This is a genomic window from Pseudonocardia sp. 2-7 (assembly GCF_056341085.1).
The window spans coordinates 805,639-820,815 of sequence record NZ_CP094507.1; the positions used below are offsets into that span (position 1 = coordinate 805,639).

Here is a 15,177-nt window from a genome sequence, read left to right on the forward strand (position 1 = left end):
ATGCTCGGGTGGTGGGTCGGGGTGAGCTGACGGACAAGGCCTGGGCGCGAATCGAGCCGTTGCTGCCCCCGGTCGCAGGGCGAGGCCGGCGGTGGCGCGATCACCGTCAGGTGATCAACGCGATCCTGTGGAAGCTGCGCACCGGCGCCCCGTGGCGCGACCTGCCCGAGCGCTACGGACCCTGGAAGACCGCGCATGATCGCCTGCGGATCTGGACCGCGGACGGCACCTGGGAACGCATCCTCGACGACGTGATCGTCAAGGATGACGCCGTCGGGAACGTGGAGTGGACCTTCAGCATCGATTCCAGCAGCGTCCGGGCTCACCAGCACTCCGCCGGTGCCCGGATAAAGGGGGCTGCACCACTGGGTGGGTCGAAGCCCTCGCCGTCGACGGAGAAGCCCTCGGACGGTTTCGTGGCGGGCTGACCAGCAAGATTCATCTCGCGGTCGATGGGCGCGGACTGCCGATGTCGGTGATCCTCACCCCGGGCCAGGCCGGGGACAACCCACAACTGCTCCCGCTGCTCGATCAGATCGTGGTCGGCCGAGACGGACCCGGCCGACCACGCACCCGGCCCGACCGGGTGCTGGCCGACAAGGCCTACTCCCACCCCTCGACCCGCGCGGCGATACGCCGGCGCCGCATCGCGTTCACCAGCCCCGAACGCAGCGACCAGATCCAGCGCCGACGCGCGAAGGGCTCCCGCGGCGGTCGCCCACCGGCGTTCGACCCGGCCCTCTACGCCAGTCGCAACGTGGTCGAACGCTGCTTCAACCGGCTCAAGCAGTTCCGCGCCCTCGCCACCCGCTACGCGAAGCGCGTGGCCTACTACCGATCGGAGATCATCATCGCCGCGACCGTGTTGTGGCTGCGCACCGACTTACAGGACACGCCCTAGGAGCGCAGCGGGCCGGCGTCGAGCGTGACCGGCGCGCCGTGCGGGGTCGCGACGGCGGCACGCAGCCAGGCGCCGGTCCGCTCCTCGACCGAGCCGCGGTCGGCGACGCCGAGCCCGTCGAGCAGGTGCTCCAGCGCGGCGAGCCAGGCGTCCCAGTAGTCCAGGCCGGTGTCCAGCTCGCCGCCCAGGGTCTCGGCGAACTCCTGCCGGTCCAGCGTCCCGGTGTCCTGCAGGGCCACGGCCAGCGCGAACGCGCTCGCCTGCCACGGCTCGTCGAAGACCGGGCCGTCAGGCGGGCTCAAGGTAGGACTCCCAGGCGTCGACGGAGACGGTCGTGGTCGGGTCGGCGTCCGGGCCCCACAGCTCGGGGCCGGTGAACACGACGGTGTAGAGCGGCTCTGGGCACTCACCGTGGCCGTGCGCGCGGGCGTCGGGCAGCACGTGGGTCCCGCGGTGGGTCTCGACGGTCCCGCACCGGCCGCGGACGTAGCGGGGGAGCCGGGTGTGCCCGCGCGGGTGCATCACCCGGGCCCGCACGCGGTCGCCGGGGGCGAACCGGGGCGGGCCGGTGCCGTCGCGCTCGGTGGGGGCGCCGGTGGCCAGCACCCGGGCGGCGGCGTCGGCGTCCAGCGCGGCCGGGGCGTCGGCGCGCGGGCGCAGGGAACGCCCGGCGTCGAGCTCGTCGGCGCCGACCAGACCGTGGGTGACCAGCAGCTCCTCGGTCGCCGCGAGCCAGATCTCGTAGTAGGTCAGGGTCAGGTAGACCGGCGGCGGGAGCGACTCGCGGGCGTGCCGGGACTCGTCGATCGACCAGCCGCCCGGGCGGGCCGCGGCGAGGGTCAGCGCCAGCACCAGCGGCTCCCAGCCCGCGTGGAACCGGACGTCCTCCGGCTCGGGCTCCACCGGTCCGAAGCCCATCGCGCCGCCGAGGTCGTGCGCGCCGTTCACGCCGACACCAGCCGGGTACCGATCATGGCGTCGCGGGAGACGATCGCGGCGAGCTCGTCGGCGGACCAGCCGTCGGTACCGGCCGGGCGCTGCGGGACGACCAGGTAGCGCAGCTCGGAGGTGGAGTCGTGCACCCGGATGGCGACGTCGTCGTCGAGCACGGTCCCGAAGTCGGCGAGCACGCCGCGTGGGTCCAGCACCGCGCGCGACCGGTAGGCCGGCGACTTGTACCAGACCGGGGGCAGGCCCAGCACCGGCCACGGGTAGCAGGAGCACAGGGTGCAGACGACGAGGTGGTGCTCGCGCGGTGAGTTGAACACCGCGGCGAGGTGCTCGCCGCCGCGACCGGCGTAGCCGAGCTCGGCGACCGCCGCGGTCGCGTCGTCGGCGAGCCGGGCCGCGAAGTCCGGGTCGGTCCAGGACCGGGCGACGACGTGCGCGCCGTTCCGCGGGCCGACCCGGTGCTGGTAGGTCTCGATGATCTCGTCGAGTGCGGCCGGGTCGACGTAGCCCTTCTCGACCAGGATCGACTCGAGTGCCCGCACGCGGGCGTCCACCGGTCGCAGCTCACCGCTCATCGGGAGGACGCTAGCCAGGCGGGGCCGGGGCGTCGAGAGCACGACGGCCCGGCACCTCGCGGTACCGGGCCGTCGGGAGGGCGGTGGGCTCAGGCGTGCGTGAGTGCGTCCTCGAACTCCTCGGCCTTCAGCGGGGCGAGGTCGGAGACCCGCAGGAAGTCGCCCAGCGTGGTGCCGGTCGCGCCCGAGTCGACGTTGCGCGGGCCGCGGCCGGCCCGGACGTCGTCGAGGTTGATCGTGCGCAGGTCGTAGGAGAACCGGGTGACGTCGGAGGTGTTCGGCGCCGACGCGTGCAGGTGGTTCGACGAGAACATGAACACGTCACCCGACTGCCCGGCGATCCGGATCTCGCCGCGGGACTCGAAGTCCTCCAGCGGGAGCGGGTGCGGACGGGTGTCGGTGGTCTTCTCGCCGGCGGCCGCGGTGCGGTGCTTGGCGACCCACTCGTCGTAGTCGTACTGGTTCGAGCCGTTCTTCACCGGGCGGTCGAAGTAGTCGGTGTACATGCTCATGACGTTGTCGCCGACGACGTCGAACACCGGGGTCCAGTAGTTCACGAGCTGCTGCGGGTGGCCGTACCACATGTCGCGGTGCGCCTTGTAGTTGTAGGACACACCGGCGGTGAGGAACTGGTCGGCCGGGATCACGCGCAGCCGCGGGATGTCGAAGTAGGTGCGCTCGGGGTCGACGCCGAAGTCGACGGCGAACTGCTGGCAGAGCGCCTTGGTCCGGTCGCCGTTGGTGAACTCGCGCTTGAGCGGCTCGACGCGGCGGACGAACTCGTCGACGTCCATCTCGTACTGGGCCCGCTCCGGGTCCAGACCCTCGAAGGCCTGACCGATCAGGTCCTTGGCGTGGTCGGCGAGGGCGTTCGCGCCGCCGATCCCGCTGTAGAGGTGGAAGTCGCCCCGGAACAGGGACTCGCGGCGCGCGTCGTCGTCGATCCGGCGGTTGAGGTAGACCGTGATCACCGCTTGCTCCTCCGTGCTGGCTCGGGGGTCGGAAACCCGCCTGACGCCTGTCGAGGCTAGCGCACACGATCGGGTGAGCATCTACGATGCGTCGTAGTAGTCGTGCTGTGCGACACCATGTCCGGAAGATCCGTTTGGTGTGGCCCGCTCCCTCGTGGTTAGCTGAGCCTCACCTATGGAGGAGGCGGCGATGTCGGTCGTGACCGAGGACCGGGCGGCGGTCCGCGTGGTGGGTCTGCAGCGGCTCTCGGACGTCTTCGTCCGGGCCGAGCTCGAGGGGGAGGGGCTCGCCGGTCTCGGCCTGCCGGGCGTCCCCGACGAGGCCTGCGTCTTCCACTTCCCGCTGCCCGACGGCGGCCGCGACGACCACGGTCGCTGGTACACCCTGCGCGAGGTCAGCCCCTGCCGCACCCGGGCGTCCATCGACCTGGTCTGCCACCCCGGCGGGGTCGGCGCGGGCTGGGCCCGGCGGGCCTGCGTCGGTGACGAGATCGAGGTCTCGCACTCGAACAGCTGGTTCAAGCGCCCGGCCGGCGTCGGCTGGCAGATCCTCGTCGGCGATGCGGCCGCGCTCCCGGCGCTCGCCCGGATCGTCACCGAGACCCCCGAGGGCGTCGACACCGAGGTCGTCCTGGAGATCGACGAGGTCCCGGCCGACTTCCCCACGCGGGCGCGGGTCCGGCGCGAGCCCGCGAGCGAGACCGGCAGCCGGCTGGCGGAGATCGTCGCCGGGCTGGCGCTGCCGGACGGGCCCGGCTACGTCTACGTCGGCGGTGAGGCGTCCGCGACCCGTGCCGCCCGCAAGCACCTGCGCCACGAGCGCGGCCTGCCGCCCGGCGCTTACGGCGTGCTCGGCTACTGGCGTCGTGACGCCGACACCTTCCGTCGCACCTGGCAGGCCAATCAGGAGCGCTTCGAGAAGGCCTACGCCGACGCGGCCGTCGCCGCCGGGGGCGACGACGAGCGGATGCTCGACATCTACGAGGCGACCCTGGAGCGCGACGGGCTGCTCTGAGCGAGGCGTTCCGCGGGACACGGACGCCTCGGTCGGCGCCCGCGTGGGCCAGGCGTAAACTCGGAGGTCGGCACCCCGACCGGGTCGGGAGCCCTACCGCGACCCGGGCAGGGGTCTGTCCTGCCCGCGGCCGGTCCCCGTCGCCGCGCGCACCGCCAGCCCACCTCCACCGAGGAGCCAGCGCCGTCGTGGCCATCCTGTCCGGTCTGCTCACCTCCGCCCTGTCCGACGCCGGTCTGCGCGCCGCCGTCGACGCCGCCCGTGCCGCGGACACCCGCGCCGGTGAGACCCCTGCCGTGCAGGTCGAGGGCCCCTCCGCGGTGCGCCCGCTGCTCGCCGCCGGGCTCGCCGAGACCTCCACGGTGCTCGCCGTGACCGCCACCGACCGGGAGGCCGAGGACCTCGCGGCCGCGGTGTCGGACCTGCTCGGCCACGGCGAGGCGCCGGGCGCCGCCGCCGACACGGTGCACGACTGCGCGGGCGCGCCGGTCGTCGTACTGCCGAGCTGGGAGACGCTGCCGCACGAGAAGCTGTCCCCGCGCCCGGACACCGTCGCCCGCCGGCTGACGATCTTCCACCGGCTCTCCTCGGCGGAGACCGCCCCTCGGGTGGTCGTGACCGCGGCGCGCAGCCTGATCCAGCCGGTCGCGCCCGGGCTGGGCACGCTCGCCCCGGTGACGCTGGCCGTCGGCGAGGAGTACGACTTCGAGCAGCTGCTGGTGCGGCTGGTCGAGCTGGCCTACAGCCGCGCCGAGATGGTCACCACCCGCGGCGAGTTCGCCGTGCGCGGCGGCATCCTCGACATCTTCCCGCCGACCGCCGAGCACCCGGTGCGTGTCGAGTTCTGGGGCGACGAGGTCTCCGAGGTGCGGTCGTTCTCCGTCGCGGACCAGCGCTCGGTCGGCGAGGTCACGCGGATCGACGTGCCGCCGTGCCGCGAGCTGCTGCTCACCACGCCGGTGCGCGAGCGGGCCGGCGAGCTGGCCCTGGAGCAGCCCGAGACCGCGGGCCTCAACCGCAACCCGCTGCGCGAGCTGCTGGAGAAGCTGTCCGAGGGCATTCCCGGTGAGGGCATGGAGTCGCTGATCCCGGCGCTGGTCGGCGGGGAGATGCAGACGCTCACCGACCTGCTCCCGGACGGGACGCGGGTGCTGCTCGCCGACCCCGAGCGCATCCGCACCCGCTGCGCGGACCTCGTGCGCACCGGGCAGGAGTTCCTGGAGGCGTCCTGGCTGGCGTCCGGCTCCGGCGGCGAGGCCCCGATCGACGTCTCCGGGTCGGCCTACCGCGACCTGCGCGTCACGCTGGACCACGCGACGGCGACCGGCCGCCCCGTGGTCTCGCTGTCGCCGCTGCTGTCGGGCTCCGACGACGTCGTCGTGGCGGGCGTGCACGAGATCGAGCCCTACCGGGGCGACACCGACCGCGTGCTGACCGACCTGCGCGCGCACGTCGCCACCGGCGGCGCCGCGGTGCTCGTGCTGGCCGGGCAGGGCACCGCCGACCGCTCGCTGGAGCAGCTGCGCGAGGCCGAGGTCCCCGCCTCCGCCGTCCCGGTGCTCGCCGACGCCCCGGAGAAGGGGATCGTCACCGTCACCTGCGGGCGCGTGCTGAACGGGTTCACCGCGCCGGAGGTCGGGCTGGTCGTCGTCTCCGAGGCCGACCTGACCGGCAGCCGCGCCGGGCTCGACACCGCGCCGCGCAAGACCACCCCCCGCAAGCGCAACGCCGTCGACTTGGCCGTGCTGCAGCCCGGCGACTTCGTCGTCCACAACCAGCACGGCATCGGACGCTTCATCGAGATGAAGGAGCGCACCGTCCAGGGCGCCACCCGCGAGTACCTGGTGCTGGAGTACGCCAGCTCCAAGCGCGGCCAGCCCGCCGACCGGCTGTTCGTGCCGACCGACGCCCTCGACGAGATCAGCCGCTACGTGGGCGGCGAGCAGCCCGCCGTCAACAAGCTCGGCGGCGGGGACTGGGCCAAGACCAAGAGCCGCGCCCGCAAGGCGGTCAAGGACATCGCGGCCGGTCTGGTGCAGCTCTACGCGGCGCGCCAGGCCTCGCCGGGGCACGCGTTCGGCGCGGACACCCCGTGGCAGCGCGAGCTCGAGGACGCCTTCCCCTACACCGAGACCCCCGACCAGCTCTCCGCGATCGACGAGGTCAAGCGGGACATGGAGCGTCCGGTCCCGATGGACCGTGTCATCTCCGGCGACGTCGGGTTCGGCAAGACCGAGATCGCGGTGCGGGCGGCGTTCAAGGCGGTGCAGGACGGCAAGCAGGTCGCGGTCCTCGTCCCGACGACGCTGCTCGCCACCCAGCACCTGTCGACGTTCTCCGAGCGGATGCGCCAGTTCCCGGTGACCGTGCGCGGGCTGTCGCGGTTCACCGACCCGGCCGAGGCGCGCGAGACGATCGAGAAGCTCGCCGACGGGCAGGTCGACGTCGTCGTCGGGACGCACCGGCTGCTCCAGACCGGCATCCGCTACAAGGACCTCGGCCTGGTGATCGTCGACGAGGAGCAGCGCTTCGGCGTCGAGCACAAGGAGCACATCACCGCGCTCCGGGCACACGTCGACGTCCTCACCCTGTCGGCGACGCCGATCCCGCGGACGCTGGAGATGAGCCTCGCCGGCATCCGCGAGATGTCGGCGATCACGACCCCGCCCGAGGAGCGGCACCCGACCCTGACCTACGTCGGCGCCTACGACGACAAGCAGGTCGCCGCCGCCCTGCGCCGCGAGCTGCTGCGCGACGGCCAGGTGTTCTACGTGCACAACCGGGTCAGCTCGATCGACCGGGCGGCCAAGAAGATCCAGGACCTCGTCCCCGAGGCGCGGGTCGCCGTCGCGCACGGGCAGATGAACGAGGATCTGCTGGAGCGGACCGTCAGCGCGTTCTGGCACCGCGAGTTCGACGTCCTGATCTGCACCACGATCGTCGAGAACGGCCTGGACATCTCCAACGCCAACACCCTGATCGTCGAGCGCTCCGACACGCTGGGCCTGTCCCAGCTCCACCAGCTGCGCGGCCGGGTCGGGCGTGGCCGCGACCGCGGCTACGCCTACTTCCTGTTCCCGGCGGAGCACCCGCTCACCGAGACCGCGCACGACCGGCTCGCCACCATCGCCCAGCACTCCGAGCTCGGCTCCGGCGCGGCCGTCGCGATGAAGGACCTGGAGATCCGCGGCGCGGGCAACATCCTCGGTGCCGAGCAGTCCGGCCACATCGCCGGCGTCGGGTTCGACCTCTACATCCGCCTGGTCGGGGAGGCCGTCGCGGCGTTCCGCAGGCAGGCGGGCGGGGAGATCGGGGCCGAGCCGGAGGAGCTGCAGGAGGTCCGGGTCGACCTCCCGGTCGACGCACACGTCCCGCACGACTACGTCGACGGCGAGCGGCTGCGCCTGGAGGTCTACCGCAAGATCGCCGAGGCGCCGGACGACGCCGCGCTCACCGCGATCGTCGAGGAGCTGACCGACCGCTACGGCGAGCCGCCGACCCCGGTGCGCAACCTGCTGGAGGTCGCCCGGTTCCGCCAGCTCTGCCGCCGCCTCGGCATCCGCGAGGTCGCCTCGGCGGGCACCCAGCTGCGGATCGGTCCGATGCAGCTGCCCGACTCCGCCCAGCTGCGGCTGCGCCGGCTCTACCCCAAGGCGCAGTACAAGGCGGCCGCGCAGGTCGTCACGGTGCCCAAGCCGGTGCAGGGCAACCGGATCGGCGGCGCCGCCATGCGCGACGTCGAGCTGCTCGGCTGGTGCGCGGAGCTGCTGCTGCAGATCGTGCCGACCTCCACCCCGGTGCACAGCTCAGCCTCGTCCTGACGCGGCCCCGACGCGGCGTTGACGCCGCGTTGATGAACACCGGGTGCTGCACCGGAGAACATCGGGTGTCGGCGTCCGTGCCGTTTCCGGGACGGAACGGGACGGACGCCGGCGAACTGCTCGCCGGAGTTGTCGGGATCAATCGCGCGACGTGGGTTCCCGTTTCCTCCGGTGATCCACGGCACCCCACGCGCGTGATCCACACTGTTTTACGATCGGATCAACGGCGGATCAGAACGCCGTTTCCGTCGTGAACCCCCGTTTCCGGGAAAGAGGTGTGTCCGATGTTCGATCGCCGGCCCGTCTCCACCGAATCCGTCGAACTCTGCACTCCGTACCTGGTGCTGGACCTGGACGCCGTCCGGGAACGGTATGCCGAATTCGGACGTGCACTTCCCGGAGCGGAACTGTTCTATGCGGTCAAGGCGAATCCGGCCCCGCGGCTCGTCGCATTCCTGGTCGGTCTCGGCGCGCGATTCGACGTCGCCAGCCGGCCGGAGCTGGAACTGTGCCTCGCGGCCGGCGCGCGGCCCGCGGACATCTCCTACGGCAGCACCGTGAAGAAGGAACGCGACATCGCGTTCGCGCACCGCAGCGGGGTCCGCCGGTTCGCCGTCGACTCGGCCGCCGAGCTGGCCAAGATCGCGCGCTGCGCGCCGGGGGCGGAGGTGTTCGTCCGGGTCACCTGCACCGGCGCGGGCTCCTGTTTCCCGCTGGACCGCAAGTTCGGGTGCTCGACGGCCGCGGCCGCGTCGTTGCTCCTCGACGCCGACGCGGCCGGTCTGCGCGCCGCGGGCGTGTCGTTCCACGTCGGCTCCCAGCAGCTCGACCCGGGGGCGTGGCGGGCCGGGATCGCCGACGCCGCGGAGGTGTTCCGCCGGGTCCGCGCCCGCGGGCTGCGACCCGACCTGCTCGACCTCGGCGGCGGCTTCCCCGCGCACTACGACACGCAGGTCCGCCCGCTGTCGGACTACGGCGACGCGATCCACGAGGCGGTCGCCGCGGAGTTCGGCGACGACCGGCCGGAGTTGATGATCGAACCGGGCCGGGGCCTCGTCGCCGACGCGGGGACGCTCCACAGCGAGGTCGTGCTCGTGTCCGACCGGGACGGTGACGCCGGTCCGCGCTGGGTCTACCTCGACGTCGGCCGCTTCGGCGGGCTCGCCGAGACCGAGAGCGAGCTGGTCCGCTACCCGATCCGCACCGCGCACGACGACGGCCCCCGCTCCCCGGTCGTCCTGGCCGGGCCGACCGGCGACAGCGCCGACGTGCTCTACCGCAGGCACCCCTACCTGCTCCCCGACGACCTGTGCGCCGGTGACGTGGTCCGGCTGCTGCACACCGGCGCCTACACCGCCAGCTACTCCTCGGTGGGCTTCAACGGCTTCGCCCCGCTGCGCTGCGTCTGCACCGGCGCCCCCGCCGCGGGCGGGCCCGGATCGTCGGTGCGTGCGGCTAACGTCGCCGTGTGAGCTTCCTGCGCCATCCCCATCTGTCGGGTGACACGGTCGTCCTGGTCGCGGAGGACGACCTGTGGACGGCTCCGGTCGAGGGCGGGCGGGCCCACCGCCTGACCGCGGACGGGGTGCCCGTCACCGCACCGCGCTTCTCGCCCGACGGCGGGTCCGTCGCGTTCGCGTCCCGGCGCGACGGCGCACCCGAGGTGTACCGGGTCGACGCCGAGGGGGGCACGCCCACCCGGCTGACCTGGTGGGGCGAGGCGCCGACCCGCGCCGCGGGCTGGACCCCCGACGGCGCGGTGGTCGCGCTGTCCGCGCACGGCGACGCGACCTCCCGGCTGTGGGCGTACGCGGTCCCGGCGACCGGCGGGGCACCGCGGCTGCTGCCGTACGGCACGCTCACCGCGCTCGCCCACCAGCCCGGCGGACCCGCCGTGCTCACCCAGGTCGAGGGCGGGCGCGACGCGGCCCACTGGAAGCGCTACCGCGGTGGGCGCGCCGGCCGGCTGTGGCTCGACACCGCCGGGACGGGCGAGTTCACCCGGGTCCTCGCCGCTCTGGCCGGGCAGCTGGAGTGCCCCATGATCGTCGACGACGGGTCGGGCCCGCGGCTGGCGTTCGTCTCCGACCACGAGGGCTGGGGGAATGTCTACTCCGTCCCGCTCGCCGACCCCGGCACCGACCTGCGCCGGCACACCGACCACGGCTCCGGCGGCGGCACCGACTTCTACGCCCGGCACGCCAGCACCGACGGGCGCCGGGTGGTCTACGAGTCGGCCGGGGAGATCTTCCTGCTCGACGACCTGTCCGCCGCCTCGCAGCCGCGCCGGATCGACGTCCGGCCCGGCGGGCCGCGGCGCGCCCGCGAGCCGTTCCGCGCGTCGCTGCCCGCCGACCTCGGCCCGGTCCGGCCCGACCGCACCGGCCGCACGAGCATCGTGTCGGTGCGCGGGACCGTGCACCGGCTCACCCACCGCGACGGTCCCGCCCGCGCGCTGCTCGCCGAGCCCGGTGTGCGGGCCCGGCTCGCGCACCCGCTCGGTACGCACCGCGCCGTGTGGGTGGACGACGCGACCGGTGAGGACGCCGTGGTCGTGGCCCCGCTCGACCCGCACCTCCCGGACGCCCCGGAGCGGGCGCGGTACGCCGCGGGCGGCATCGGACGGGTCCTGGAGCTGGCCCCGGCACCCGACGGGTCCGCCGTCGCGCTCACCACGCACGACGGCAGGCTGCTGGTGCTGCACACCGGCGCCGATCCCGCACCGGACCCGGCGCCCGGCCCCGACGACCGGCCCGACGACGGCGTGGTCGACGAGGCCGTCCCGGCCCGGGCGGTGGGGGAGCTGCGCGAGCTGCACCGCGGCACCGCGGGCGAGCCCTCCGACGTGTCCTGGTCACCGGACTCGGCCTGGCTGGCCTGGTGCGACCCGGCCCCCGAGGGGCTGTCGCGGATCGTGCTCACCCGGGTCGCCGACGGCGAGCACGCCGAGGTGACCCCGGCCCGCTTCCACGACAGCGACCCGGTCTTCACCGCTGACGGCAGGCACCTGGCGTTCCTGTCCCGGCGGGTGTTCGACCCCAGCTACGACGAGCACTCCTTCGACCTGACCTTCGGCACCGGCTGGAAGCCGTTCCTGGTGCCGCTGGCCGCGCGGACGCCGTCGCCGTTCGGGGCGGGGCCGGACGGCCGCCCGGTGGACCCGGCCGACGAAGGCCCGGACGACCCGCCCGCGACCCCGCCGACGCCCCCGGCCCCGCCGGAGCCCGGCGACGAGCCCGAGCCGTCCGGCGACGGAGCCGCCGACGGTGCGGGCCGCGCGGTGGCCGCGGCGACCGGGGCCGGGACGCAGGCCCGGAGCGGGGCGCGCGGCGGCCGTCGCCGGTCCGGACGCGACGCCGACGAGGTACCACCGGAGGTCGTCGTCGACGTCGAGGGGCTGGCCGACCGGGTCGTCGGCGTGCCGGTCGAGGCCGCCCGCTACACCCGGCTCTCCGCGGTCCGGGGCGGCCTGGTGTGGCTGCGGCTGCCCGGCGGCACCGGCGTGCTCGGCGACAGCCTCCCCGACGACGACGCCGAGCCCGACCGCGCCGTGCTGGAGCGGTTCGACCTGGCCCGGCGCACGGTCACCGTGGTCGCCGATCCGGCGTCGTCGTTCACGGTGAGCGGCGACGGCACCCGGCTCGTCGTCCGCGACCGGGGCACGGTGCGGCTGCTGCGCGCCGACCGGGGCGGCTCCGCGGCACCCGAGGACGACGCGGGCGGCGACGAGTTCACGATCGACACCCGCCGGCTCGTGGTCACCGTCGACCCGGTCGCCCAGTGGCGGCAGATGTTCGACGAGACCGCCCGCCTCATGCGCGACCACTTCTGGGTCGAGGACATGGCCGGGGTCGACTGGGCCGCCGAGACCGCCCGGTACCGGCCGCTGGTCGACCGGGCCGGGAGCCACGACGACCTGCTCGACGTGCTGTGGGAGCTGCACGGCGAGCTGGGTACCTCGCACGCCTACGTCCTGGGCGGCGGCGCCGGCGGCGACCCGACCGGGCGCCCCGGCCTGCTCGGGGCCGACCTGGAACCCGACCCGGCAGGCGGACCGGGGTGGCGGGTCCGGCGCGTCCTGCCGCCGGAGACCTCCGCGCCCGCCGCGCGCAGCCCGCTGTCCGGGCCGGGCGTCGACGTGCGGGCCGGGGACGTGCTGCTGGAGGTGAACGGGCGCCCGCTGGACCCGCACTGGGGGGTCGCGCCACTGCTCGTCGCGACGGCCGGGAGCACCGTGGAGCTCACCGTGCGCTCCGGTCCCGACCGGCCCGACGCGGGCACCGTCCGCCGCGTCGCGGTGCGCCCGCTGCACTCCGAGGACGAGCTGCGCTACCAGGACCGGGTGGCCCGGCTGCGCGCCGAGGTCGCCGGGCGTTCCGGCGGGCGGCTGGGCTACCTGCACGTGCCGGACATGATGGGCTACGGCTGGGCCCAGCTGCACCGCGACCTCGCCCGCGAGACCGCGAAGGACGGCCTGCTGCTCGACGTGCGCGGCAACCGCGGCGGCCACACCTCGCAGCTGGTGGTGGAGAAGCTCGCCCGCCGCGTCATCGGGTGGGACCTGCCCCGGCACGGCGCACCCGCCACCTACCCCGAGCAGGCGCCGCGCGGGCCGGTGGTGACCCTGGCCGACGAGCGCTCGGGCTCCGACGGCGACATCGTCACCGCCGCCATCAAGCGGCTCGGGGTCGGCCCGGTCGTCGGGACCCGCACCTGGGGCGGGGTGATCGGCATCGACAGCCGCTACCGGCTCGTCGACGGCACCCTGGTGACCCAGCCCCGCTACGCCACCTGGTTCGACGACGTCGGCTGGACGATGGAGAACCACGGCGTCGACCCCGACGTGGAGGTGGTGGTGACCCCGCAGGACCGGGCGGCGGGACGGGACCCGCAGCTGGACCGGGCGATCGCGATCGCCCTGGCCCGGCTCGACGAGCACCCGCCCGCGCGGCCGCCGGACCTCGCGGGGCGGCCGTCGGCGGCCCGGCCCGCGCTACCGGGTCGGCCGGGCGGGGGAGATCGGCACCACATCGCGTGAGAGGCTGACCGCCGTGCGCACTCGCAGGATCACCGCCGCCCTGCTGATCGTCGGGGCCGTCGCTGTCACCGGGGCCGGCTGCGGCACCGGACCGAGCCGGGTCGACTCAGCCGCGATCGTCGGCGAGACGTCGATCCCGCTCGCCACCGTGCAGCCCGCGATCACCTCGGTGCTCACCCGGCCCGGGCTGGTCGACGGTCTCAAGGCCCAGGGCGGGTCCGAGGCCGACATCGGGCGGGCCGTGGTGTCCCAGCTGGTGATCCGCGACCTGATCGGCCTGGCCGCCCCGGAGCAGGGCGTCACCGTGTCCGACCAGCAGGTCGCCGCGGCGATCGCCCGGCAGGGCGGCGAGCAGGCGGTGCAGGAGTCGTCGCTGGCGGTCGGCGGTGCGCAGGCCGCCACCCGGGACGAGCTGACCCTGTCCGAGCTCGCCCGCCGCGAGCTGCCGCGGCTGTCGGTGACCGCGGACGTCGCGGTCGCCCAGGACCGGGCACAGGCCACCACGCTGGCCCGTGAGGTCGCCGCCGGCGGGCAGCGGGCCGAGACGGCGCTGGCCGGTGCCGGCACCACCCAGCGCGGGCTCGCGATCCGCCCGGCCGAGACCCCGCAGGCCGCGCTCACCCCGCTGATCGGGATCCCGGCCGGCTGGGTCGCGGCGTTCCCGCTGGGTAGCGGCCAGGGCTGGGTCGTGGTGCGGGTGACCGAGCGCGACCTCGGCGCCCCCGCCCCGGGCGACGCGGTCGGCCAGCTGGACCAGCGGTCGCTGTCCGAGGCCGGCATCCGCATGCTCACCCCCACCGCGCTGCGCACCGGGGTGCAGCTCAACCCCCGCTACGGCGAGTGGGACCCGATCCAGATGCTCGCCGTACCGACCGCCGAGGACGCCTCCGTGGTGTTCCCGGTCGCCGCGGGCAACCCGACCCCGCCCGCTCCCTGATGGCCGCCACGGTCGTCGTCTGCCCCCGGCGCGGGGCCGCGCTCCCGGCCGCGGCGCTGCCGCTGCTGCGCTCCGCGACCGACGTGCTCGCCGTGCCCGGTCTCGACGCCGGCGCCGCCGCCGGTGCCGCCGACTGGACCGGCACCGACCCCGCCGGGCTCGCCGACGGCACGGTGCTGCTGGTCCCGGCGGGCCACCCCGCCGCCGCGCACCCCGGTGCGGTGCCGCCGCCCACCGGGCACGCGGTGCTCGACGCCGTCGCGGTGATGGATCGGCTGCGCTCGCCCGGCGGCTGCCCGTGGGACGCCGAGCAGACCCACACCTCGCTGCTGCGCTACCTCGTCGAGGAGTGCTACGAGCTCTACCAGTCCATCGAGGACGGTGACCGCACCGAGCTGCGCGAGGAGCTCGGCGACGTCCTGCTGCAGGTGCTGTTCCACGCCCGCGTCGCCACCGAGCACGACGGCGCCCCGTTCGGGATCGACGAGGTCGCGACCGGGCTGGTCGACAAGCTCGTCGGCCGCCACCCGCACGTGTTCGCCGCGGGGGAGCAGGTCGCCACGGCCGCCGACCAGGACCGCCGCTGGGACGAGCTCAAGCGCGCCGAGAAGCAGCGCGAGTCCAGTGTCGACGGCATCGCGACGGTCCAGCCGGCCGTCGCGCTCGCCGCGAAGCTGACCTCCCGCACGGCGAAGGCGGGGCTGCCCGCGGACCTGCTGCCCGCCGACGACGGTGCCGGTGCGGCGCTGTTCCGGCTGGCCGCGGCCGCACAGCTCGGCGGTGCCGACCCGGAGGCCGCGCTCCGCACGGCCGCCCGGGAGTTCGAGGCGCGGGTGCGGTCGGCGGAGAAGGCCGCCGCCGCCGACGGGCTCGACCCGCACGCGCTGACCGCCGAGGACTGGCGCCGCTACTGGGACGGTCCCTGACCCCCACCCCGATCGGGTGATACCCGCCGGTAACGTGTGAGC

General features: G+C 74.8%; 10 protein-coding genes and 1 pseudogene. 7 read left to right on the top strand and 4 right to left on the bottom strand.

The window, feature by feature from the left end; genetic code table 11:
* The first annotated feature begins 8 nt into the window (after window positions 1-8).
* Window positions 9-901 (top strand): annotated as a pseudogene (locus tag MTO91_RS04100) (IS5 family transposase).
* Here MTO91_RS04100 and MTO91_RS04105 read toward each other — a convergent pair.
* The 4 genes from MTO91_RS04105 to MTO91_RS04120 all read right to left on the bottom strand — a co-directional run bounded on the left by MTO91_RS04105 (window position 898) and on the right by MTO91_RS04120 (window position 3,398).
* The gene (locus MTO91_RS04105) at window positions 898-1,203 is read right to left on the bottom strand and encodes a nitrile hydratase accessory protein (RefSeq protein ID WP_476653839.1); all 306 of its coding nucleotides are present in this window, start codon (window positions 1,201-1,203) and stop codon (window positions 898-900) included. The pseudogene MTO91_RS04100 and the gene MTO91_RS04105 overlap by 4 nt on opposite strands.
* Window positions 1,190-1,849 (bottom strand): nitrile hydratase subunit beta, encoded by a 660-nt coding sequence (gene nthB / locus MTO91_RS04110; protein WP_476653840.1) that lies wholly within the window; start codon window positions 1,847-1,849, stop codon window positions 1,190-1,192. The genes MTO91_RS04105 and nthB overlap by 14 nt, the downstream gene beginning before the upstream one ends.
* Entirely contained in the window at window positions 1,846-2,427 is a 582-nt protein-coding gene (nthA, locus tag MTO91_RS04115) for a nitrile hydratase subunit alpha (protein ID WP_476653841.1), read from the bottom strand. Before nthA ends, nthB begins: the two co-directional genes overlap by 4 nt.
* 89 nt (window positions 2,428-2,516) lie before the next feature.
* Window positions 2,517-3,398 carry a phytanoyl-CoA dioxygenase family protein gene (locus tag MTO91_RS04120; protein WP_062400283.1) on the bottom strand — a complete coding sequence of 294 codons (882 nt, stop codon included), beginning with the start codon at window positions 3,396-3,398 and terminating at the stop codon, window positions 2,517-2,519.
* A gap of 190 nt (window positions 3,399-3,588) precedes the next feature.
* On the opposite strand from MTO91_RS04120, the gene MTO91_RS04125 reads away from it, so the two are divergent.
* The 6 genes from MTO91_RS04125 (at window position 3,589) to MTO91_RS04150 (ending at window position 15,135) form a co-directional block, all read left to right on the top strand.
* Entirely contained in the window at window positions 3,589-4,413 is an 825-nt protein-coding gene (locus MTO91_RS04125; protein ID WP_476653842.1) for a siderophore-interacting protein, read from the top strand.
* Window positions 4,414-4,610: 197 nt separating this feature from the next.
* Entirely contained in the window at window positions 4,611-8,234 is a 3,624-nt protein-coding gene (mfd, locus tag MTO91_RS04130; RefSeq protein WP_476654805.1) for a transcription-repair coupling factor, read from the top strand.
* Window positions 8,235-8,518: 284 nt separating this feature from the next.
* Window positions 8,519-9,706: a type III PLP-dependent enzyme gene (locus MTO91_RS04135; RefSeq protein WP_476653843.1), complete on the top strand. Its 1,188-nt coding sequence runs from the start codon at window positions 8,519-8,521 to the stop codon at window positions 9,704-9,706.
* The gene (locus tag MTO91_RS04140; protein ID WP_476653844.1) at window positions 9,703-13,272 is read left to right on the top strand and encodes a S41 family peptidase; all 3,570 of its coding nucleotides are present in this window, start codon (window positions 9,703-9,705) and stop codon (window positions 13,270-13,272) included. Before MTO91_RS04135 ends, MTO91_RS04140 begins: the two co-directional genes overlap by 4 nt.
* A 13-nt stretch (window positions 13,273-13,285) precedes the next feature.
* Window positions 13,286-14,209 (top strand): SurA N-terminal domain-containing protein, encoded by a 924-nt coding sequence (locus MTO91_RS04145; protein ID WP_476653845.1) that lies wholly within the window; start codon window positions 13,286-13,288, stop codon window positions 14,207-14,209.
* Window positions 14,209-15,135, top strand: a complete 927-nt coding sequence (locus MTO91_RS04150; protein WP_062400292.1) for a nucleoside triphosphate pyrophosphohydrolase — start codon at window positions 14,209-14,211, stop codon at window positions 15,133-15,135. Before MTO91_RS04145 ends, MTO91_RS04150 begins: the two co-directional genes overlap by 1 nt.
* The last annotated feature ends 42 nt before the right edge of the window (window positions 15,136-15,177 follow it).

Coding starts and splice junctions, on each gene's coding strand:
- nthA (WP_476653841.1), bottom strand. CDS start 2,427: ATGAGCGGTGAGCTGCGACCGGTGGACGCCCGCGTGCGGGCACTCGAG.
- MTO91_RS04125 (WP_476653842.1), top strand. CDS start 3,589: ATGTCGGTCGTGACCGAGGACCGGGCGGCGGTCCGCGTGGTGGGTCTG.
- MTO91_RS04135 (WP_476653843.1), top strand. CDS start 8,519: ATGTTCGATCGCCGGCCCGTCTCCACCGAATCCGTCGAACTCTGCACT.
- MTO91_RS04150 (WP_062400292.1), top strand. CDS start 14,209: ATGGCCGCCACGGTCGTCGTCTGCCCCCGGCGCGGGGCCGCGCTCCCG.